The organism is Roseobacter sp. GAI101 (genome assembly GCF_000156335.1).
GTDB lineage: Bacteria > Pseudomonadota > Alphaproteobacteria > Rhodobacterales > Rhodobacteraceae > Sulfitobacter.
The window spans coordinates 82,265-103,132 of record NZ_DS999213.1; the positions used below are offsets into that span (position 1 = coordinate 82,265).

Annotated in this window: 19 protein-coding genes; 12 read left to right on the plus strand and 7 right to left on the minus strand. The window is 60.7% G+C overall.

The window, feature by feature from the left end; genetic code table 11:
* Positions 1-128 precede the first annotated feature (128 nt).
* Together RGAI101_RS00370 and RGAI101_RS00375 are read left to right on the plus strand one after the other, a co-directional pair.
* Positions 129-452 (plus strand): 2Fe-2S iron-sulfur cluster-binding protein, encoded by a 324-nt coding sequence (locus RGAI101_RS00370; RefSeq protein ID WP_037228819.1) that lies wholly within the window; start codon positions 129-131, stop codon positions 450-452.
* Positions 452-1,234 carry an FG-GAP repeat domain-containing protein gene (locus tag RGAI101_RS00375; RefSeq protein WP_008228284.1) on the plus strand — a complete coding sequence of 261 codons (783 nt, stop codon included), beginning with the start codon at positions 452-454 and terminating at the stop codon, positions 1,232-1,234. Before RGAI101_RS00370 ends, RGAI101_RS00375 begins: the two co-directional genes overlap by 1 nt.
* 77 nt (positions 1,235-1,311) lie before the next feature.
* Here RGAI101_RS00375 and purD read toward each other — a convergent pair whose 3' ends face one another.
* The gene (purD, locus tag RGAI101_RS00380) at positions 1,312-2,577 is read right to left on the minus strand and encodes a phosphoribosylamine--glycine ligase (protein ID WP_008228208.1); all 1,266 of its coding nucleotides are present in this window, start codon (positions 2,575-2,577) and stop codon (positions 1,312-1,314) included.
* Between the two features lie 70 nt (positions 2,578-2,647).
* Here purD and xseA point away from each other — a divergent pair, with 70 nt between their 5' ends.
* Positions 2,648-4,123: an exodeoxyribonuclease VII large subunit gene (gene xseA, locus RGAI101_RS00385; RefSeq protein WP_008225341.1), complete on the plus strand. Its 1,476-nt coding sequence runs from the start codon at positions 2,648-2,650 to the stop codon at positions 4,121-4,123.
* On the opposite strand, the gene RGAI101_RS00390 is transcribed toward xseA, so the two are convergent.
* Positions 4,120-4,515 (minus strand): hypothetical protein, encoded by a 396-nt coding sequence (locus tag RGAI101_RS00390; protein WP_037226958.1) that lies wholly within the window; start codon positions 4,513-4,515, stop codon positions 4,120-4,122. The genes xseA and RGAI101_RS00390 overlap by 4 nt on opposite strands.
* A gap of 52 nt (positions 4,516-4,567) precedes the next feature.
* Positions 4,568-5,578: an alkane 1-monooxygenase gene (locus RGAI101_RS00395; RefSeq protein WP_008229022.1), complete on the minus strand. Its 1,011-nt coding sequence runs from the start codon at positions 5,576-5,578 to the stop codon at positions 4,568-4,570.
* A 183-nt stretch (positions 5,579-5,761) separates the two neighbouring features.
* Between RGAI101_RS00395 and RGAI101_RS00400 the strand changes: the two genes are divergently transcribed.
* From RGAI101_RS00400 to RGAI101_RS00415, 4 genes are all read left to right on the plus strand, one after another.
* Complete coding sequence (locus tag RGAI101_RS00400) at positions 5,762-7,471, plus strand: NAD(P)H-dependent oxidoreductase subunit E (protein WP_008228586.1); 1,710 nt, start codon at positions 5,762-5,764, stop codon at positions 7,469-7,471.
* A gap of 169 nt (positions 7,472-7,640) precedes the next feature.
* Positions 7,641-8,840 (plus strand): signal recognition particle-docking protein FtsY, encoded by a 1,200-nt coding sequence (gene ftsY, locus RGAI101_RS00405; RefSeq protein ID WP_008225838.1) that lies wholly within the window; start codon positions 7,641-7,643, stop codon positions 8,838-8,840.
* Positions 8,837-9,739 (plus strand): DMT family transporter, encoded by a 903-nt coding sequence (locus RGAI101_RS00410; RefSeq protein WP_008226744.1) that lies wholly within the window; start codon positions 8,837-8,839, stop codon positions 9,737-9,739. The genes ftsY and RGAI101_RS00410 overlap by 4 nt, the downstream gene beginning before the upstream one ends.
* A gap of 11 nt (positions 9,740-9,750) precedes the next feature.
* Positions 9,751-10,350 carry an inner membrane-spanning protein YciB gene (locus RGAI101_RS00415; protein ID WP_008229312.1) on the plus strand — a complete coding sequence of 200 codons (600 nt, stop codon included), beginning with the start codon at positions 9,751-9,753 and terminating at the stop codon, positions 10,348-10,350.
* A 9-nt stretch (positions 10,351-10,359) separates the two neighbouring features.
* Here the strand turns inward: RGAI101_RS00415 and RGAI101_RS00420 are convergent, their stop codons facing one another.
* From RGAI101_RS00420 to RGAI101_RS00430, 3 genes are read right to left on the minus strand one after another with little or no spacing between them, the layout of a single operon-like run.
* On the minus strand, positions 10,360-11,076 hold the full coding sequence (locus RGAI101_RS00420) for a cyclic nucleotide-binding domain-containing protein (RefSeq protein ID WP_008224985.1): 717 nt from the start codon (positions 11,074-11,076) through the stop codon (positions 10,360-10,362).
* 33 nt (positions 11,077-11,109) lie between these two features.
* A complete protein-coding gene (locus RGAI101_RS00425) occupies positions 11,110-11,814 on the minus strand; it encodes a glutathione S-transferase N-terminal domain-containing protein (protein WP_008225363.1) in 705 nt (234 codons plus the stop codon).
* A gap of 12 nt (positions 11,815-11,826) precedes the next feature.
* Entirely contained in the window at positions 11,827-12,732 is a 906-nt protein-coding gene (locus RGAI101_RS00430) for a DUF726 domain-containing protein (RefSeq protein WP_008229336.1), read from the minus strand.
* A 269-nt stretch (positions 12,733-13,001) separates the two neighbouring features.
* Here RGAI101_RS00430 and RGAI101_RS00435 point away from each other — a divergent pair, with 269 nt between their 5' ends.
* From RGAI101_RS00435 to RGAI101_RS00455, 5 genes are all read left to right on the plus strand, one after another.
* Positions 13,002-14,186, plus strand: coding sequence for an aminotransferase class V-fold PLP-dependent enzyme (locus RGAI101_RS00435; protein ID WP_037226961.1), 1,185 nt, complete (start codon positions 13,002-13,004; stop codon positions 14,184-14,186).
* Positions 14,187-14,282: 96 nt separating this feature from the next.
* Positions 14,283-15,377, plus strand: a complete 1,095-nt coding sequence (folE2, locus tag RGAI101_RS00440) for a GTP cyclohydrolase FolE2 (RefSeq protein WP_037226964.1) — start codon at positions 14,283-14,285, stop codon at positions 15,375-15,377.
* A gap of 226 nt (positions 15,378-15,603) precedes the next feature.
* The gene (locus RGAI101_RS00445) at positions 15,604-15,840 is read left to right on the plus strand and encodes a hypothetical protein (protein WP_008228462.1); all 237 of its coding nucleotides are present in this window, start codon (positions 15,604-15,606) and stop codon (positions 15,838-15,840) included.
* A 115-nt stretch (positions 15,841-15,955) separates the two neighbouring features.
* Positions 15,956-17,404 (plus strand): TrkH family potassium uptake protein, encoded by a 1,449-nt coding sequence (locus tag RGAI101_RS00450; protein WP_050763167.1) that lies wholly within the window; start codon positions 15,956-15,958, stop codon positions 17,402-17,404.
* Complete coding sequence (locus RGAI101_RS00455) at positions 17,405-19,006, plus strand: thiamine pyrophosphate-binding protein (protein ID WP_008227994.1); 1,602 nt, start codon at positions 17,405-17,407, stop codon at positions 19,004-19,006.
* Positions 19,007-19,067: 61 nt separating this feature from the next.
* Here the strand turns inward: RGAI101_RS00455 and RGAI101_RS00460 are convergent, their stop codons facing one another.
* Positions 19,068-20,846 (minus strand): serine protease, encoded by a 1,779-nt coding sequence (locus RGAI101_RS00460; RefSeq protein WP_008225019.1) that lies wholly within the window; start codon positions 20,844-20,846, stop codon positions 19,068-19,070.
* Positions 20,847-20,868: the final 22 nt, after the last annotated feature.

Below are 20,868 nucleotides of genomic sequence, written 5' to 3' on the forward strand. Positions count from 1 at the left end.
CTAGATGATTGCCGGCGCTGTCCTGCCTTTTGCAACGTACCTGCGGCGTTGGCCCCGCAAAAGGGACTGGCGAAGGGTCGCTTCGCTGACTACATATGGGGCAAGTTTTTATCAAGAAGGGGCTCACGATGGCCAAAATCACCTACGTAGAACATAACGGCACAGAACATGTGGTCGAAGTGGCCAATGGCCTGACCGTCATGGAAGGTGCGCGTGACAATAACATTCCAGGGATCGAGGCCGATTGCGGCGGGGCATGCGCCTGTTCCACCTGCCATGTCTATGTAGACGCGGCATGGGTCGAAAAGGTTCCGGCCAAGGATGACATGGAAGAAGACATGCTTGATTTCGCCTATCAGCCCGACCCTGAGCGGTCGCGCCTGACATGCCAGATCAAGGTGACGGATGCGCTGGACGGCTTGCGCGTGCAAATGCCGGAAAAGCAGATCTGATGCTGGCGGAAGCGCGGCGTCTTCCGTCGCGCTTTTTGCGTCGTATCATCCGCCGCGCACACCCGGTGTTGTATGTGGTCGGGGCGTTGCTGGCACCGGGCCTTGGCTGGTCCGAGACAATTCTCACAGCCAAATACGCTGATCCGACGACCCGCTATGACCACGGTGTTCTTAGCGATGCGATCGAATGGGGAACGCTTGAGGTGTCGCTGGACGACGGGATTGTTCGTCGCTTTATACTTCCCGAAAATCTGGTGTTCGAGGACACCGCTCCGCGTCTTGCAGATCTGGACGGCGATGGCAGCCCCGAAGTCATCGTCGTGGAAAGCAGTCTGCCGTCGGGGGCGCGGCTGGTGATTTACGGCCCAAAAGGTCGTCTGGCGCAAACAGACCACATCGGTCGCAAGAACCGCTGGCTTGCGCCAGTGGGGGCGGCTGATTTCACGTCCGACGGCCGCCTGGAGGTTGCCATGGTCGTGACACCACATCTTGCGGGTCGGCTCGAATTGCTGGCGTTTGATGGATCGTCCCTGACCCGCTTGGGCACCCTCGAAGGTCTTACGAACCACCGTATCGGCGACGCGACAATCGCAGGCGGCATTCGCACCTGCGACAAGGGGCCGGAAATACTGTTGGCCCAGATGCCGTGGCGCAGAACGGGCCGCACCGCCATGGTTGCCGTCAGGTTCCAAAATAACACTCTGATCCCCGAAAGCTTCACCGAGGAATTCTCCCCGACCAACATCGCCAAAGCAATCGCCTGCGACCTCAACCCGGCCTAACCTGGCAAGCGCCAACCTGTTTTCCAAATGGTCCTAAATCCTGGGGGTCTGGGGGCTAGCCCCCAGTCAATGCCTGATCAATCCAAGGCCCGCCAGCCGATATCGCGCCGGAAAAATCCGCCCGGCCAATCGATGGCGTCAACCATACGGTAGGCCCGCGCCTGCGCTTCCGCCAGGCTTTCGCCGCGCGCGGTCACGTTCAACACCCGCCCGCCATTCGCGACGATCTGGCCATCCTGTTGGGCCGTGCCCGCGTGGAACACCATGTTCCGGCTGTCCTCCGGCAAATCATCCAACCCGCCAATAACGCTGCCCTTGGCATAGTCCCCCGGATAACCCAAAGCGGCCATGACAACGGTGACGGCATGATCTTCCGCCCAATTCACGCGCATTTCGCTCAGCCGTCCTTCGGCCGTGGCGTGCAGAAGATCAAACAGTTGCGCCCCAAGCCGCATCATCAACACCTGACATTCAGGGTCCCCGAACCGCGCGTTGTATTCCACCAGACGCGGCGCCCCGTCTTTGATCATCAGACCCGCGTAGAGCACCCCTTGATAAGGCATTCCGCGCTCGGCCATCTCGGCCATGGTGGGGCGGATGATCTCGTCCAGGGCGCGTTCGGCAATCGCGTCGGTCAACACTGGCGCGGGCGAATAGGCCCCCATGCCGCCGGTATTGGGGCCCGTGTCACCATCGCCCACACGCTTGTGGTCTTGTGCCGTGCCAATGGGCAACACGGTGTCGCCATCGCATAGCACGAAAAACGACGCCTCTTCGCCGTCCATGAATTCTTCGATCACCACCTCGGCCCCGGCATCGCCAAAGGTACCGTCGAACATGGTGTCCACGGCGGCAAGCGCTTCTGCATCCGTCTCGGCGATGATGACGCCTTTGCCTGCGGCCAGACCGTCGGCCTTGATCACGATTGGGGCAGGATGGTCGGCCAGATAGGCGCGCGCAGATGCTGCATCGGTAAAGTGGCCATATGCCGCCGTGGGGGCGTTTGCGGCATCGCAGATTTCTTTGGTGAAGGCCTTTGAGGCCTCAAGTGCTGCGGCGGCCTTTGACGGTCCGAAGGTCAGCACACCGGCGGCGCGCAAATCATCGGCAACCCCTGCGGCAAGCGGTGCCTCGGGCCCGATGATCACGAAATCGATGTTGTTCTCGGCGACGAATTCCACCACCGCCGCGCCATTGTTGATGTCGAAGGTGGCACAGTCGGCAATGGCGGCAATGCCCGCATTGCCCGGTGCGACGATCAACTTGTCGCATTTGGGGTTTTGCAAAACGGCCCAGGCAAGGCTGTGTTCACGCCCGCCGCTGCCCAAAATGAGGATGTTCATGAATACGCTCCCTTGGCCTTGGTTGCTGCGCGTTCTAAGCTGGGGCTGACAAAGACACAAGGACGCGCGCATGGATCTCATCGACGAACCGGCCCCGGGCCAGAACAGCCCGGAATTCACCGTGACCGAGCTTTCCAGCGCGATCAAGCGGGTGATCGAGAGCGAATTCGGTCATGTCCGGATTCGGGGCGAGGTGGGGCGCGTCAGCCGTCCGCGGTCGGGTCACATCTATCTCGACCTCAAGGATGATGCCTCGGTCATCTCCGGCGTGATCTGGAAAGGCGTGGCCGCCCGTCTGGAAACCCAGCCCGAAGAGGGGATGGAGGTGATCGCCACGGGCCGCATCACCACGTTCGGCGGGCAATCGAAATATCAGATCGTCATCGAAGACATCAAACCGGCGGGCATGGGCGCGCTGATGGCGCTGTTGGAAAAACGCAAGGCCGCGCTGGCGGCCGAGGGGTTGTTCGCCCCTGAACGCAAACGCGCGCTGCCGTATCTGCCTGATGTGATTGGCGTGGTCACGTCGCCTTCGGGGGCCGTGATCCGCGATATTCTGCACCGTCTGCGCGATCGTTTCCCGCGCAAGGTCCTGATCTGGCCAGTGGCCGTGCAAGGCGCGAAATGCGCGCCCGAGGTTGCGCGTGCCATCGAAGGGTTCAACAAACTGACCTTCGGCGGGGCGATTCCGCGGCCTGATCTGCTGATCGTCGCGCGCGGCGGCGGGTCGGTCGAAGACCTGTGGGGCTTTAACGAGGAAATCGTGGCGCGGGCCGCAGCCTTGTCCGAGATTCCGCTGATCTCGGCTGTGGGGCACGAAACGGACACGACCCTGATCGATTATGTGTCGGACAAACGCGCGCCCACGCCCACGGCAGCCGCTGAATTGGCTGTTCCCGTGCGCCACGAACTGGTCGCGTTGCTGGACGGCCAAGAGGCGCGCATGACCCGCGCGCTAAGCCAGGGGCTTGCGCGGCGCGATCAGCGGTTGCGCGACATGGCGCGGGCCTTGCCACGGGCAGACAGCTTGCTCGATGGTCCGCGGCAAAGGGTGGATGTTCTGGGCGGGCGGCTTGGGCCTGCGCTGACAGCGGGCGTTCAGAAACGTAAAGTGCGGCTGGCGAACATATCCGGCGTCCTGCGTCCCGGCACGCTTACGCGCGCCTTGCAGTCCGAGCAGCGACGCCTTGCGGGCCTTTCAGCGCGCTTTCGGCCAGAGGCATTGGTGCAGGATCAAAAGCGCAAAGCCGAGGCGTTTCAAAGCCTTGCGCGCCGCCTTTCAGACGCGGGGCTGCGGCAGACCGCTGGCTGGCGCAAGCAGATTGCGGGGCTGGACCGTGTCCACGAGATGCTCAGCTATAAATCCACGCTTGCGCGGGGCTATGCCGTCGTGCGCGGTGACGGCAAGCTGGTCACGACCAAAAAGGCCGCGCAGGATGCCACATCGCTCGAGATTGAATTCGCCGATGGCCGCATGCAGGTGGGCGGCAAGGCCGGACCGCGCAAGGCTGCGAAAAAGCCGCCTGAACAGGGCAGTTTGTTCTAGACCCCGATTTTGGGGCCGAGGCACAGAAGTTCCTCGTCCATGTCTTCCGCCTCATAAAGCTCGGTCGTCGTCGGGTTGTTCTCGAACCGGGCGATCAGACCGCCGGTGCCCAGCTGGAATGTCCAGCATTGCGCATCGGGGTTGTCGTCATAGGTAAAGCAAATCTGCCCGTTATCCTCGTACCACTGACCGGGCTTGCATTCGCCATCCAGAAACGACCATTCGACGCGGCGGTCCTCAAGGTAGCGTTCCGCCCCGTAGGTCTGCCCGTTGCTGTTGTAAAACAGGGTTTTTCCGCGGGTGTAGGCGTCGAACTGTTCGGCTGTCATGGGGGATTGCGCCGCCAGCGGGGCCGCCGTGATCAACGCGAGAAGGGCGAGAATATGTTTCATGCTTTCAACCTGACAGAAAGGGTGCGGCTGATCCAGTGAGGATGATCCGCCCTCAGGCAGGTTTCTGCCAGCGCGCCACGCGGCGGTCCATGATGCGCCGCCAAAGCGGGGGCACCAGCGCAAGCACCGCCATCACCGGCAGGGATCGTGGCAGCACCGGCATCGTATCCGGCGTGACCTCAAGCGCGGGAAAGGCGCGGGCAGGGCGCAGGTGGTGGTCCGAATGGCGCGGCGCGTTCAGCATCATCGCTGACGAATACCACGCCGGTGCGTTCCAGCTGTGCTGCGGGCCGACGGGTTCCATGCGACCATCGCTGCGTCTTTGGCGGCGCAGCCCGTAGTGCTGCACATAATCGGACAGCAGCAATTGCATCTGCGCATAAAAGGCGATGGCCAGCAGGGCGGCCACGCCACGCCCCCCAGCGATGAGCGCGGCACAGCCAAGCGACAGCGCGCCCCCTGCAAGATACCCGACATAAGGATGCGTCAGCGCGGTTTGGTCGCTCCCTCGCGCGCGGTGCCGGGTGTCGGCGCGCAGGCCCGCCAAGAACTCACCCCGCAGAACACGGAACGCATAGGCATAAAACCCTTCGCCCAGACGTGCCGAATTGGGGTCGGCATCAGTCGCAGCGTGGATATGGTGCACCCGAAGATGTGCGGACACGTGGTGCCCGTGCAGGATCGAACAATAGATCGCCGTGCCGATGCGTCTTGGCCATCGGGTACCCGCATGGATAAGCTCGTGCGCGTTGGAGTTCGAGATTTGCCCGAAAAACAATCCCGCACCGAGGTAGATCATCACCTTGTCCGAAACACCTGATCCGCTGTTCCCGGCCAACGCCCAAACCGCCAAGGGCAATAGGGTAAAATGCGCGGCGGCAAGGATCAGGCTTAGACCGCGCCCCGTGTCATCCCGCGTCGGCGTCAGCCGCGCGATACGGTCGAGGAAAAACACCAGCACGGTGATCGACAGCAAGGCCGCCAGCGGCCAGGGCCCGCCAAACACGCAGGCCAGCGCCAAAAGCACGGCAGGGGTCAGGCTGGCGATGGCATAGCAGATCATCTTATCGGCTCCGTCTTGGTCCCGTCAGGGTTTGCAGGTTTCTTATAGGCGAAATGCGGCGCGAAAAAGGACGCAGCCTGTCGCGGGTACCGCGTAAAGCGCAACGGAAAGGTCGTTTTTCGAATGTGAGCAAGGATGCTTTTTTGATAGCTTGCCCGCAAGAACTTAACGAAGGGCCGAAACATGGCATTGGATGATCGCAAGAAATCAGGGGAAGGCCCCGAAAAAGGCGTCTGGAAATCCGGCAAGGGCAAGGGGCGCACCCACACCAAGGGACGTCAGCTGGATGATGCCGCTTGGGATCAGGTGCGCGCCTTGCTGGGCGACAAACCGCGCCGTGCCGATCTGCTGATCGAACATCTGCATCTGATTCAGGACGAATACGGCCATCTGTCCGCCGCCCATCTGCGCGCGCTGGCCGAAGAAATGCGACTGAGCATGGCCGAAGTCTATGAGGTTGCCACCTTCTACGCGCATTTCGATGTGGTGAAAGAAGGAGAGGTGCCACCGCCTGCCTTGACGATCCGCATCTGCGATTCTCTGGCCTGCGAGATGGCGGGGGCGCAGGAGTTGAAGGCTGCGCTCGAGGAGGGGCTGGACGCAACGCAGGTGCGTGTCGTGCGTGCGCCGTGCATTGGCCGTTGCGATACCGCACCCGCGCTTGAGATCGGTCATAATTTTGTGGATCACGCGACGGTTGAAAAGGTCGAGGCGGTAATCGCCGCAGGTGACATCCATGTGCATGTGCCCGATTATGAAGATTTCGCCGCCTATTCCAATGACGGGGGGTACGAGACGTTGAAAACCCTGCGCGCCACCGGCGATTGGGAAGCGGTGCAGGACCAACTGCTCGAGGCCGGACTGCGCGGTCTTGGCGGGGCGGGTTTCCCGTCGGGCAAGAAATGGGGCTTTGTCCGTGGCAATGCGGGCCCGCGCTATATGGCCGTCAACGGGGACGAGGGCGAACCGGGTACGTTCAAGGATCGCTGGTATCTGGAACGTGTGCCGCATCATTTCCTTGAGGGGATGCTGATCGCCGCCTGGGCCGTCGAGGCGGACAAGGTGTTCTTGTACATGCGCGACGAATATCCGCAGGTACTGGCACTGCTGCGCACGGAAATCGCGGCGCTGGAAGCGGCGGGCATTGTCGAGCCTGGCTATATCGACCTGCGGCGCGGGGCCGGAGCCTATATCTGCGGCGAGGAATCCGCGATGATCGAAAGCATCGAAGGCAAACGCGGCATGCCACGGCACCGCCCGCCTTATGTGGCGCAGGTCGGCATCTTTGGCCGCCCGACTTTGGTGCATAACGTCGAGACATTGCACTGGGTCGCGCGGGTGTGCCGCGAGGGGCCCGAGGTGCTGAACAGCACGGTCAAGAATGACCGCAAGGGCCTGCGCAGCTATTCCGTGTCGGGCCGCGTCGCCAATCCGGGCATGTATCTGCTGCCGGCCGGATCGACGATCACCGATATCATCGACGCCGCAGGCGGCATGGCCGACGGGCATGTGTTCAAGGCATATCAACCCGGCGGGCCGTCTTCGGGCCTGTTGCCAGCATCCATGGCGGATGTGGTGATGGATTTCGATACATTGCAACCGCATGGATCGTTTATCGGATCGGCGGCGGTGGTGGTGTTGTCAGAACATGACAGCGCCAAGGCGGCCGCCCTGAACATGCTGCGGTTCTTTGAGGATGAAAGCTGTGGCCAGTGCACGCCCTGCCGTGTCGGCTGCGAAAAGGCGGTCAAGCTGATGCAGGCGGATCGCTGGGATAAACCCCTGTTGGAGGAATTGTCCCAAGCCATGGTCGATGCGTCGATCTGCGGGCTGGGGCAAGCGGCCCCGAACCCGATCCGGCTGGTGATGAAGCATTTCCCCGACGAGGTGTAATCGCACGCACCAGCGACGTTCAGGCAAAGGGCTGCCCGCTATCGGGCGGCCTTTTTGCTGTTCGGGTCGTGTGGGGCGTCAAATCTTGTCGGCACCCTTTCCTCTCGCCGAATGAGGCTGTAGATCGTAGTCAACAGACGACGCCTGACACCATTTCCGGAGAGCACGCTTGGCCTTTTTCAAAAAGCTGAAAACCAAATTGTTCAAATCCTCGTCCAAGATCGACGCGGGGCTGGAGGCGATTGTCGAAGACGGCGGCGCGGTGCAAGCGCCCGAAACCATCGACGAAGCCCCCGTAGATCAAGTGATGGAGACGCCGCAAGCGGCTGTCGAAGCCTTGCCCGAGGCCGTGGATGACGAACCCGCGCCTCTGCCAGCCGACGCAGAGGAAGCGCCCGAGCCCGTTTCCATTTGCGAAACAATTCAGCCCGCTGTTTCCGATTTGGATACAGAAAACCCTGCCAAACCCGGCCCGGCCAAGCCCGGTCTGATGGGCCGACTGCTGGGGCGCGATACGTCGGCACCCGTGGTGCGTCGGGTGCTGGATGACGAGATGCTGGAGCAGCTTGAAGAGCTGTTGATCTCGACCGACATGGGCGTCGATACGGCGCTGCGGGTGACAGCGAACATGGCCGAAGGGCGCTTTGGCAAGCGTCTGTCTGTCGACGAAATCAAACGTCTCTTGGCTGCCGAGATTGCGCGGATCATGGACCCGATCGCCAAACCGCTGCCGCTGTATTCCAAGACACCGCAGGTTGTGTTGGTCGTGGGCGTGAACGGGTCGGGCAAGACGACTACGATCGGCAAGCTCGCCAGCCAGTTCAAGGCGGCGGGCAAGCATGTGGTGATTGCCGCCGGTGACACGTTTCGCGCCGCCGCAGTCGAACAATTGCAGGTCTGGGGCGACCGTGCGGGCGTGCCCGTGTTGACGGCGGCCCAAGGGTCCGACCCGGCCAGCCTTGCCTTCGAGGCGATGGGGCAGGCCGAACGCGATGGCGCAGACCTGTTGCTGATCGATACCGCCGGACGCCTGCAAAACCGCGGCGACCTGATGGAGGAACTGGCCAAGATCGTGCGCGTGATCCGCAAGAAAGACGCCACCGCCCCGCATAACACGCTGTTGGTGCTGGATGCGACGACGGGTCAGAACGCGCTTAATCAGGTCAAGGTCTTCCAGGAGATTTCTGATGTGTCCGGTCTTGTCATGACCAAGCTGGATGGCACGGCTAAAGGCGGTGTGCTGGTGGCGTTGGCGGATAAGTTCGGTCTGCCGATCCACGCGATCGGGGTCGGTGAACAGATCGACGATCTGCAACCCTTTGACCCGCAGGAATTTGCGGATGCGCTGATGGGGCTTGATCCCCAGTGACAGATTGGCTTGCCCAGATAGAGGGCACTGCGCAAGGGCATCAGGTTGCCTTGATCCTCGCTATTCTGGCGGCGTTCCTGCATGCGGTCTTTGGTGCGCTGCAAAAGGGGCGGCATGATCCCTGGCTGACGCGGGGCGCGATCGACGCGTGTTATTGTGTCATGGCAGCGCCTTTTGCATTGTTTGTCGTGCCGTGGCCTGAACCGCACATGTGGGTCATTTTTGCCGGGGCCTGGGCGATCCATATCGTCTACAAGATCCTGCAGGCCTGGGCCTATACCAAGGGCGCTTATACCGTGGTATATCCGGTGGTGCGCGGCACGGGGCCGCTGTTTACCGTGATCGGGGCCTATCTGATCTTCAACGAAAGCTTTACCGGCATCCAGTGGCTGGGGGTGGCCGTGTTGATGGCGGGGATCTTTGGTCTGGCTCTGTACAACATGGTGTTTCTGGTCTCCGAAAGGGACACGCTGAACGCGGCCCTTGGGCTGGCTGTGCTGACCGGCCTGTTCGTCGCATTTTACACCACCTTTGACGCCTACGGGATCCGTGCCAGCGAAAACCCGTTTACCTTTCTGGCATGGTTTTTCATGATCGACGGTGTGGTGATGCCCTTTATCGCTGCCCGTCGCTGGCAGCGCATGGACAATCGGCCCGCACTTGGCCCTTTGATGACACGGGGAATGGCGGGTGGCATCGTGGCGTTCTTCAGCTTTGGCGCGATCATGATGGCCACACGGCTGGACAAGGTCGGCGAAGCGGCGGTTCTGCGCGAAACTTCGACCGTGTTTGCGGCGGTGATCGGTTGGCTGGTGTTGAAAGAAACTGTAGGCCCGCGCCGGATTGCGCTGATGGCATTGATTGCCGCGGGCGCTGTGATAGTTGAGATTGGTGGCTGAAGGAGTTCCCGATGACTGAAAAACGCGCGATCCATCCGATTGTGAAATCAACGCTCGATTTCGGGCCTGTGCTGCTCTTTTTCGTGGCCTACATGTACTTCAAGGATGATGTTTTCACGATTGGCGGGACCGAATACAGCGGCTTCATCCTCGTGACGGCCGCTTTCGTCCCTTTGCTGATCGCATCGACGGCGGCCCTTTGGCTTTTGACCGGCAAGCTGAGCCGGATGCAGGTGGCAACGGTGATCCTGGTGACGGTGTTCGGCGGGCTGTCGGTCTGGTTGAACGACGAGCGGTTTTTCAAGATGAAGCCGACGGTGATCTATTTGCTGTTCGGCCTGATTCTGGCCGTCGGGCTGCTGCGCGGGCAATCCTACCTCAAGTTTCTGATGGAAGAGATGATGCCGTTGCAGGAGGCGGGCTGGATGATTCTGACCAAGCGCCTGATGCTGTGCTTTTTCGGGCTGGCGCTGGCGAATGAAGTCATCTGGCGTTTCGCAAGCACCGAAACATGGGTCTATTTCAAGACCTTCGGACTGACGGCGGCGGTGTTCATCTTTTTCATGGCGCAAAGCAGGGTGTTTCAGGCTTACGCGTTGGAGAAGGACTAGGGGCCGGTTTCAGGCCCGCTCGGACCGAACGTTCGCCTTCGCTTGATCGGGGTGTGATGTGACCTCGGACGGGGCGATGGAAAACGCGACCTTCTGCGCCATATCCACCGACAGCGTCGCGTTAAGCGCCATTTTGAAGCGGGTGGATTTCTGCGACAGCCGCCGCAGGTCGGCGCTGGACCATTCCAGAATCTCCGACCCTTTGGACATCACCGTTGTTGCCGAGGCGCGCTGATCCGTCAGATACGCGACCTCGCCCACGAAAACACCGGGGCGGATCATGAAACTGTCGTGCTTCTTGGTGATCCAGGTTTCGCCGGACAAGGTGTAGAACATCCGCGTCATCGGCGCACCTTCGGTGGTCAGCTTGGTCGGGGCGTCCAGTCTGTAGCGTTTTGCATGGCGCATCAGTGTGCGGAAATCACCGGGCGGAAGGCCGGGGAAGTTGTGATAAATGTCGCTGTGCGCGCGCGGGATGGCCAGCCGCGAGTTGCGTGCCAGCAACCCGACCAGTCCGAACATATTGGCGCAGCCGATCAGGCCGCTGATATAGATCGCCTCCCAAAGGGGTTGATCCGCGACAAAGGCGTAATAGACGATGTAAAATCCGGTCCCGCACATCAGCAGCAGACGCAGGATGATCTGGTTGATGATGAGCAGCCCCATCACATAACAGGCACCCGCGGCGTAGACCAGAAACTGAACGTTTTGCAGGGCTTCAGGCACAGACAGTCCAAACCTTCAAGGGTCGACGCAGCATCATTTACTTTTGAACAGCGTTGACTGCGCGCCCTTGTCACTGCGGAAATCCGCCCGCTTTTCAGCATAAAGCGCACGCCCCGCCTGTACGCCCGGACGCGCCCCCATCACATCCAGCCAGCGCGCCATATGGGGTTTGTCCTCCAGCGTTTGCTGCTGGCCTTCCCACAGCGATGCCCACCCCCAGATCGCAAAATCCGCGATTGTGATCTGGTCGCAGGCCACGAATTCATGCAGTGTCAGTTGCCGGTCCAGCACGCCGTAAAGCCGCGCAGTTTCGGCGCGGTAACGGTCTTTTGCGTAGGGCAGGTCGTTGGGTGGGTCCATAGCGGGGGCGTATTTCAGGAAATGATGGGCTTGGCCGGCCATTGGCCCCAGTCCGCCCATTTGCCACATCAGCCATTCCTCGACCGCGATTTGTTCGCGCGAGGTCCGCCCGCCGAACTGTCCTGTCTTGCGCGCAAGGTATTGCAGGATCGCGCCGGACTCAAATATCGAAACCGGCGCGCCGTCCGGCCCGTCCGGGTCCACGATCGCGGGCATCCGGTTGTTGGGTGCGATCTTCAGAAACTCCGGGGCGAATTGTTCACCTGCGCCGATGTTGATCAGATGCGTGGTGTAGTGCAGCCCCATTTCTTCGAGCGCGATCGAGATTTTCCAGCCGTTGGGCGTGGGCCAATAATAAAGATCAATGGGCTGGGTCACTGGGTCACGCTCCTAAGCTGGAAGTCGGCCCATGATGCGTGTTTTTGTCAGGCTCGCAAGGGGGAGTCTTGACCAGCGCGGGCTAGGCTGTGGCGGCAGCATGTCCGCCACGCGGGGCAGGGACAGGACATTCGGCTGCGCCAGAAGTTGCGCATAAAATGCCAGTGCGCCGGGGCGTGTGTAGCCTGACCAGTGGCAAATATGGCTTTGGGGCGGGCCGATGGGGCAGCCAAGGGCGGCAAGCCCTGCCAGTGTCACAGGGCAATCCAGCTGGATGTTCAGCGCGTTCGGCGCGGCAATTCCCTGGCCCAGGGCGCGGTCGTCGGCGGCGGCTTGGCCCAGCAGGCGTTCAAAGACAAAGTCGAACAGGTCGTTTTCGCGGCTTGTTATGTTGAAAACTTCCGCGGTTTTGCCAGCGGGGCTGCGCAGGGCGCGGGCGGCATGACTTTGGAAACTGGCCCCGGTGATCAGCACGACCCGCGACACGGCCCCTTCGTCACAGTGACACAAGGCCGAAAGCGCGACTTCGGCCCCCATCGAATGGGCGATCAGATGGACAGGGCGGTGCGGTGCGGCCCTGTGCAAGGTCATGACAACCTGCGCCAATTGCCTGCCCACCTGCTGCGCCGTTTCAAACATCCGTGCCAGGGATCCACGCGCGGCCCAGCCAAAGCAGACGCCCAGCCCGGCCCCGGCGGTCATCCCCAAATGCGCAGGCCAGCCCGTATGCGCGTCAAAGATCGACCTGTGCGGGCAATGCCGTACTGAGCCGGGCTGGTACTTGTAGCCATGGATCATCAGGGTGATCGGGCCGCTGCCCCGCGCCGCCGATGCCAGCGCACGCTGGGGGCATTGCGGCGAAAGGAGTACGGCGATGCGGCCCGTTTCAGGGCTGACGTTCAACCGGATCAGGGGCATGAGGGGCCTTTATCTACATATTGTGGGACTTTGTTGGCATAAGGCTATGACCCGCTCATGAAAGCTTTGTTACACCACTGTGACGGTGTTGACGTCGCACGCGCACAGGCGTAGCAGACTGGCGTGGTGATTTGTTACCGGATTGCGGGCCACGGGCAGGGTGACCTGTCGAAATTCCGCTAAAAGGTCAGGATGAAAGCCCCCTTTCGCTTGACCGCGTCTGGGGTTTTTTTATGTCCGCGATCCTGCGGGCCGGAAGGAAGAAAAAGATGAGCAACGATTGGAAACCGCGCACCAAGGCCGTTCATATGGGCAGCCGCCGCAGCCAGTATAACGAAGTGTCTGAGGCGATGTTCCTGACCCAAGGGTTCATCTATGACAGTGCCGAGCAAGCCGAGGCAAGGTTTCAGTCCCTGACCGACGATGAATTCATCTATGCCCGCTACGGCAACCCGACCGTGCGCATGTTCGAAGACCGGATTGCCGGGATGTTGGGGTATGAGGATTGTTTTGCCTGCACGTCCGGCATGGCTGCGGTCAGCGGCGCGTTGACGGCGTTGCTGAAGGCGGGCGATCATGTGGTCGCGGCCCGCGCGCTGTTCGGGTCATGCCTTTACGTGCTCGAAGATATCCTTGGGCGGTTCGGTGTCGAGGTTACCTTGATCGACGGTACGGACAACGCCGCATGGGACGCTGCCATTCGTCCGGACACGCGGATGGTGTTCTTTGAGAGCATCTCGAACCCGACGCTTGAAGTCGTCGACATGCGCCATGTCGTCAATGCGGCCCATGCCGTTGGGGCGCTGGTGCTGGCGGATGACGCGATGGCCACGCCGGTGTTTTCCTATGCCCGCGAATGCGGTGCCGACATCGCGATCATATCCACGACCAAACATGTGGACGGGCAGGGCCGTCTGTTGGGGGGCGCGATCTGCGGGTCCAAGGAACTGGTCCGCGGCCCGATCGAGGCCTATATGAAACACACCGGCGGCGCGATGAACCCGTTTACCGCCTGGACGCACCTGAAGGCGCTGGAAACCATCGACCTGCGCGTGCGTGCACAGGCTGATGCAGCCCTGCAACTGGCCCAGGCCCTTGATGGCCACCCGATGCTAAGCGCCGTGCGCTATCCCACACATCCTTCGCATCCGCAGCATGAGCTTGCCCTGACGCAGGCACCGTCGGCCGGGACCGTGTTGGCAATCGAGGTGAAGGGCGGCAAGGAAGCCTGCTTTAAGTTCCTGAACGCGCTTGAGATTGTGAGCATTTCCAATAACTTCGCCGATGCAAAATCCATCGCAACCCATCCGGCGACCACCACGCATCAGCGTTTGCCGCAGGATCAAAAAGACACCCTAGGCATCTCGCCCGGCCTCGTGCGTCTGTCTGCGGGGCTCGAGGACGTAAGCGATCTGATCGCGGATCTGAAACAGGCGCTGGACCGCGCAGGATAAATTTTTCGGCATTCTGTCCGATATTTCGGACAGAATGTTGGAAACGGTCTGATCGGTGGCCTATATGTGATACAGCTTGCCAAGGGGGGCCTTATCATGAACGTCATCGCACCTGTGACCGTCGCGCCGGACCGCGACGCGGCCGTTGCCGCGCTGGATACGTTGCGCGCCTGGGCGTCCGACGCCAGCCAGACCGAGATTGACGCGCTGGACCCGTCTTTGGCGCGGCTTCTGAAAAACGTCGAGGATTACCCGGATTTCAGCCGGGTCTATCCCGATGATTTCGCGGTCGGTGACAATTACAAGGCGACGTTGCCCGACCTGCAAAACGGCCCCTCCAGCCTGATCAAAGGCGCGAAGCAGCAGATCCAACACGTGGGCATCTCCAATTTCCGCCTGCCTGTTCAGTTTCACACCCGCGACAACGGCGATCTGACGCTTGAGACTTCGGTGACCGGATCGGTCAGCCTTGAAGCGGATAAAAAGGGCATCAACATGTCCCGCATCATGCGCAGCTTCTACAAGCACGGCGATGCGACCTTCAGCTTTGAGGTGATGGAAGCCGCGCTGGACGATTACAAGGCTGATCTGGAAAGCTATGACGCGCGCATCCAAATGCGTTTTTCCTTTCCGATGAAGATCAAAAGCCTGCGGTCTGGGCTGTCCGGTTATCAATATTACGACATTGCGTTGGAATTGGTAGAAAGGGCCGGGGTGCGCAAGAAGATCATGCATCTTGACTATGTCTATTCCTCAACCTGTCCCTGTTCCCTCGAACTGTCCGAACACGCCCGCGCAACGCGGGGGCAGTTGGCGACCCCCCATTCGCAAAGGTCGGTCGCGCGAATTTCGGTCGATGTGAATTACGACGCGGATTGTCTTTGGTTCGAGGACCTGATCGAAGTCGCGCGGCGTGCTGTGCCGACAGAAACGCAAGTGATGGTCAAGCGCGAGGATGAACAGGCCTTTGCGGAATTGAATGCCGCGAACCCGATCTTTGTCGAAGACGCTGCGCGGCTGTTTTGCGAACAGTTGCAAGCCGATCCGCGCATCGGTGATTTCCGCGTGATCGCCAGCCATCAGGAAAGCCTGCACAGCCATGACGCGATCAGTATTCTGACCGAAGGCGATACATTCGCCGCGCAAAGTATCGACCCCAAGTTGTTCAGCACCTTATTTCACGTCGGCTGACCAGACATCCCGTTCGGTACCGGCCTTGGAGTGGAGTTTTAAAGCCGCACATGTTTTGTGCGGCTTTTTGCGTGGGTTGCCTGTTTTTTGAAATCAGTTGTGCTGCGGTGCAGCGCGATCGGGATGCTGCCATGCAGAAACGGCAATTCTCATTCCACCTGAATAGGTTATGTTGGGTGTCAAGGGAGCCACCGGCACCAAGAGCCAACATTATTTGAGGTAACACATGGCCTACATCAACACATACGCGCACAACAGCTTTGACGGCTTCAAATCCGTTCTGACATCCATCGGCGCATTCTTCGTTTCCATCGGCACCACCATCGGGACCGCAAGCACAATGAACGGCCGCGTTGAATATCTGCGCCGTTTGGAAGCAAAAACAGACGAGGAACTGGACGCGATGAACCTGAAGCGCGAAAACCTGGTCCACCACGTCTTTCGTGATCTGTACTACATGTAAGATGCGTCGCATCTACGTGAAACAACGGCCCGACTGATCACAGTCCGGGCCGTTTTTCGTTTCTTACCAGCCTGATCCTTGACAGCGACGCGCTGCCGCGCCAACCCTGCGCCCTATGTTGGACATGCGCCCCGTTGGATATGTAATCGGCCTGTTGGTTGCGGTGCTTGGCATTGCGATGGTTGCACCGATGTTGATGGACATTGCCGAAGGGCGCGGGCACTGGCCCGTCTTTGTCGAAGCAGGGCTGATCACATTCCTCGGCGGCAGTCTGATCGCGCTGGCTTGCGCCAATGGCATCAAAGAAGGGCTGACCATCCAGCAGACCTTTTTGCTGACGACAGGCGTTTGGGTGATGCTGCCCTTGTTCGGCGCGCTGCCCTTTATGCTGGGGGCCACCGAAGCGCGCTTTGTCGATGCGGTGTTCGAGGCCATGTCGGGCCTGACCACGACAGGATCGACGGTTTTTACCGGCCTTGATGACTTACCAAAGGGCCTGCTGCTGTGGCGCGGTATTCTGCAATGGCTTGGCGGGATCGGTATCATCGTTGTTGCGATGGTTTTCCTGCCCGAACTTCGCGTGGGCGGGATGCAGATTTTCAAGTCCGAGGCGTTCGACACCCTGGGTAAGATCCTGCCACGTGCGGGCCAGATTGCGACCCAGATTTCGGGGATCTACCTTTGGCTGACCTTCACCTGCGTGTTGACCTATCTGGCGTTGGGGATGAATTTGTTCGATGCGACGGTTCATGCCCTGACCACGGTGTCGACGGGCGGGTTTTCCAACTATGATGCTTCTTTCGGGCAGTTTTCCGGGAACGCCGAATATGCGGCGTCCTTTTTCATGTGCCTCGCCGCGTTGCCCTTTGTACGCTACGTGCAACTGCTGAACGGGCAACCGCTGGCGCTGCACCGCGACCCGCAGGTGCGTGGGTTCCTTTTGACGATCATCGTGCTTGTGGGCGTGGTCTTTGTGGCGATCCAAGGGGTTTTCCCGCATCATTGGGAACAATCCTTGCGCGAATCCCTGTTCAACATCACCTCGATCATTTCGGGCACGGGGTACGCGTCGGTCGATTACATGACCTGGGGGTCGTTCCCGGTGGCGCTGTTCTTCTTTACAGGTCTGATCGGCGGCTGCGCGGGGTCGACCGCCTGTTCGATCAAGATCTTCCGCTATCAGCTTTTGTTTGCATCGGTCCGCGCCCAGCTACAGCGGATCCGTTCGCCCCACGGTGTCTTTACGCCACGCTATGACGGCCGACCGATCAGCGGCGATGTCATGATCTCGGTCATGTCGTTCTTCATGTTCTTTACGCTTACATTCGGGCTGGTGGCCGTGGCGTTAAGCATGACGGGGCTGGATTTCGTCACATCGGTGTCAGGGGCAGGGGCGGCGCTGGCCAATATCGGGCCCGGTCTGGGGGATATCATCGGGCCTTCGGGAAACTTCAGCACACTCAACGATACAGCCAAATGGATTCTGACCGCAGCGATGCTGATCGGGCGGTTGGAACTTATGGCAGTTTACGTGATTTTCACTTTCAAGTTCTGGAGAGCTTAAATGTCAGATGCTCAAACCCGCCCCTTGGGCGCGCAGATTTCGCATATGTTGAAGGATCGCGGGGTCGAGGTGATTTTCGGCATTCCGGGGGTGCATAATCAAGAAATGTACCGCGGCATCGAAGAAGCCGGCCTGACCCATGTGCTGGCGCGCCACGAACAGGGGGCCGGCTTTATGGCGGATGGCTATGCGCGCGCGACGGGCAAGCCCGGCATGGCCTATGTGATCACGGGGCCGGGCCTGTGCAATATCATGACCCCGATGGGGCAGGCCTACAGCGATTCGGTGCCGGTTCTGGTGATCTCGAGCTGTCTGGACGAAACGGCGGCGCGCAAGGGCCAGCTGCATCAGATGAAAGACCAGCGCGCGGCAGCAGAAACAGTTTGCGACTGGTCTTTTGAAGCGCGCACGGCGGATGCGGCCTATCAGCTGATCGACCGCGCCCTGGTGGAATTCGACACGTCGCGCGCGCGGTCCAAGCATATTCAGGTGCCGATCGCCGTGCTGGGATCAGATGCCGCCGCAGCACCTGAAAAGGGAACGCTTGATCACACGCCCCAAGCCGCGCAGTTCGGCCAGATGGACAGGATCGAAGCTCTTTTGAACGCCGCAGAAAGACCCGTCTTCGTGCTGGGCGGTGGTGCAGGTCCGAACGCTGCTATTCCGGGGATTTTGCGGAAGGCCGGTGCGCTTGTCGTCACGACCTATGCCGGGAGAGGAGCCGTCGACGCTGCGGACGAACACTGTCTTGGCGCGTGCCTCGCGCGGCCCGGCAGCGCGCAGGTTTTCGCGCAGGCCGATCTGGTGCTGGCCATCGGCACGGAATTGGCCGAGGTGGACCTGTGGCGGCCCGAACTGGGGCACGACTGCCCCATGGTCCGCGTCGACATCGACGCAAGCGTGCTGGCGGAAACCCGCGCTGGCGATGTAGCCGTCCACGCCCGGGCGCAGATGTTTTTCGATGATCTGTCCCGCCGTCTTGAGGCGTGGCCACAGGACAAGCCGTTCCTTTGGGACACCGATACAGTCGCTGCGCAGGTAGCGTCGTTTCGGGGGCAGGTGCAGGCCGAACGGCCCGGACTGGTCGAGGTGTGCGATGCCCTGCGTGCAGCGGTTCCGGCAGATACGATGATTTATTCCGACATGACCCAGATTGCCTATGTCGCCCAAGAGGTGTGGGACATGGATCGGCCGGGCCATTGGCATCACCCGACCGGCTTTGGCACTTTGGGCTATGCGACGCCTGCAGCGATTGGCGGGGCGATCGGCAGGCCGGGTTTGCCGACGATGGCAATCATCGGCGACTACGGGTTCCACTACACAATGCAGGAACTGGGCGTCGCGGTCGAACTGGGTCTGCCGCTGCCGATCATCCTGTGGGACAACGGCAAATTGGGCGAGATCGAAGACAGCATGACCCGTGCGCAAATCGCGCCGAATGCGGTCATCGCGCATAACCCTGATTTTTGCAAACTGGCCGAAGCGTTCGGGGCGCTGTCCGCCGCACCCCAAAGTCTGGAGAGCCTGCGCGGGGCATTGGACAAAGCGTTCAAAGCGGATCGCCCCACGCTGATCTATCTGACGCCGAAGATCACGGGCTAATCGATTTTCTCGAATGTATCGGGGCCGGAGTTTTTGTAAGTTCCGGTCCCGATATCAAGCTTCACTCCCAGCAATTAACTAGGACGGTCATACCTTTCGCCTTTTCGCGCAGGTCCTGGGGCTTCAGTGACCCTGTCGTCGCCGCTGTCTGAACCGCGATGCCTGCCGATTGCGCGACAGCCGCAATTGCTGTTGATTCGACGGCAAAGTTGACGTCATCGGGCAATTGCTGCGCGCCACCGGCACGGGGCAGCAACATTCCCAGCACCCGGCCGTCGCTGTCGAACACCGGCCCACCTGCGTCGCCGGCCTGCGTTGCCAGTTCCAGCCGTGCAATGTTCTCTTCGCCTTGCAAGCCGCGTACATCCGCCAGGGCCCCGAAGGTGACTGTCGCCGCCCCAAGCACGCCTGCGTAGGGAAAACCGCCCACGGCGATTTCGGATTGCAGCCGCGGCGGGACGGTATTGAAGTTGGCCACTTCGATCGGTGCCAATGGGCTGCGCGGTTTGAGAAGCGCGATGCCGCTGGCCGTATCATTCACGATCATGTCCAGCTCTGTGTCGTCATCCAATGTGACCCGACTACAGCTTTGCAGCGCCTCAATGGTGGTGGCGACGGTGCCGTTGCCGTCGACGAAGAAACCGGAGCGCGAAATTTTCGGCAGCCGGATTTGCAGCCCTGACACAAGGTCAATCGCCTGATCGTCGCCCCCGCCCGCGGCTGCGTCAAGAACGCCCGGCAGCCGGGTAAAGCTTTTGGTCATTTCGGCAAACACGCGGCGGCGGCGGTCTTCGTCGCCCGCGGGCCAGATCAGCGTAAAGCCCTTGATCTGACCATCCTCAAGATAGGCTTGGGTCTGGCTGACGATCCGGCCATCTTCGCCGATCAGTTCGAACCGGTTGGACCTGCGTTCGCGCGGGCCTTCGGGCGGCACGATTGCAAGCGTTTGCATCACGTCATAAAGGCCGAACAGCGTGTCCTGATTGCCTTCCTGGCTGATCAGAAGAACCCGCGCGTTGATATCGCCGGTGGCGTTGTACTGCGCAAAAGGCGGCTCGTAGGTGGCAAAGCTAACCAGCTTTGTCGGCATGGTGATCTCAATACCTGCCCGTGCATCGCGGACAAGCTGCAATCCCAGCCCGTCAAGGACCGCATTGTATTTCTCGAGCAATGCAGCCCGCTGCAGGGTGGTCAAAACGCCCGTCACTTCATAGCCATTGGCGCTTTGCCAATCCGCCATGGACTGACGCGTGCCCCGGCCGAATGCCCCGTCAATGCTGCTGTTGTAGAAACCGGCCCATTGCAGGGCAACTTGCAAGGTTTCACGGTCGTCCTGTGTCAGGTTGCGTTCGTTGCGCCGTGCCTCTGCCTGGGTTTCATCGGCCGATGGTTCAGGCAATTGCGGCTGCTCGGTAATCTCTGCAGTTTGCGCTGGCTCTGCAGGCGCGACGGGGGCTGCAGTCCCGGATGGTTCGACCGGCGCAGTCTGTGGGATGTTCAGCACGTTCACGCCCACCGGCCAGAACTGCTGGCGAAACCGCTGCGACACCTGCACATAACTGTCGCGCGGGATCAGACCGTCACGCAGATAGCCGCGCAGCAATTGTTCCGCATCCGACCGAAGGTAGGGCCCGACGGCGATGGCGTACCAGCCGCCGCCCAGCGAAAATCCGTTCACATCCTCAAGCGTATTCCCGTAGGCACGGGCGCGTTGCGTGGCCGTGGCAAGGTTGGGCTGTGCTTCGATTTGAATCCACACGACGTCGTCTGCGGATTGGGCTTGCGCGATAAAAGGTACAAGGAAAAGGGCGGCAAAAAGGGCCACAAACAGTCGCGTCATAGGGATTGTGCTCTCACGGATT

What these genes read in the sequence shown, in the direction of transcription:
- RGAI101_RS00445 (WP_008228462.1), top strand. Translation starts at nt 15,604, where the DNA reads ATGGCCTACATCAACACATACGCGCACAACAGCTTTGACGGCTTCAAA.
- RGAI101_RS00375 (WP_008228284.1), top strand. Translation starts at nt 452, where the DNA reads ATGCTGGCGGAAGCGCGGCGTCTTCCGTCGCGCTTTTTGCGTCGTATC.
- xseA (WP_008225341.1), top strand. Translation starts at nt 2,648, where the DNA reads ATGGATCTCATCGACGAACCGGCCCCGGGCCAGAACAGCCCGGAATTC.
- RGAI101_RS00430 (WP_008229336.1), bottom strand. Translation starts at nt 12,732, where the DNA reads ATGCCCCTGATCCGGTTGAACGTCAGCCCTGAAACGGGCCGCATCGCC.
- RGAI101_RS00395 (WP_008229022.1), bottom strand. Translation starts at nt 5,578, where the DNA reads ATGATCTGCTATGCCATCGCCAGCCTGACCCCTGCCGTGCTTTTGGCG.
- RGAI101_RS00390 (WP_037226958.1), bottom strand. Translation starts at nt 4,515, where the DNA reads ATGAAACATATTCTCGCCCTTCTCGCGTTGATCACGGCGGCCCCGCTG.
- folE2 (WP_037226964.1), top strand. Translation starts at nt 14,283, where the DNA reads ATGAACGTCATCGCACCTGTGACCGTCGCGCCGGACCGCGACGCGGCC.
- RGAI101_RS00450 (WP_050763167.1), top strand. Translation starts at nt 15,956, where the DNA reads ATGTTGGACATGCGCCCCGTTGGATATGTAATCGGCCTGTTGGTTGCG.
- RGAI101_RS00370 (WP_037228819.1), top strand. Translation starts at nt 129, where the DNA reads ATGGCCAAAATCACCTACGTAGAACATAACGGCACAGAACATGTGGTC.
- RGAI101_RS00460 (WP_008225019.1), bottom strand. Translation starts at nt 20,846, where the DNA reads ATGACGCGACTGTTTGTGGCCCTTTTTGCCGCCCTTTTCCTTGTACCT.
- RGAI101_RS00435 (WP_037226961.1), top strand. Translation starts at nt 13,002, where the DNA reads ATGAGCAACGATTGGAAACCGCGCACCAAGGCCGTTCATATGGGCAGC.
- RGAI101_RS00415 (WP_008229312.1), top strand. Translation starts at nt 9,751, where the DNA reads ATGACTGAAAAACGCGCGATCCATCCGATTGTGAAATCAACGCTCGAT.
- RGAI101_RS00400 (WP_008228586.1), top strand. Translation starts at nt 5,762, where the DNA reads ATGGCATTGGATGATCGCAAGAAATCAGGGGAAGGCCCCGAAAAAGGC.
- purD (WP_008228208.1), bottom strand. Translation starts at nt 2,577, where the DNA reads ATGAACATCCTCATTTTGGGCAGCGGCGGGCGTGAACACAGCCTTGCC.
- RGAI101_RS00455 (WP_008227994.1), top strand. Translation starts at nt 17,405, where the DNA reads ATGTCAGATGCTCAAACCCGCCCCTTGGGCGCGCAGATTTCGCATATG.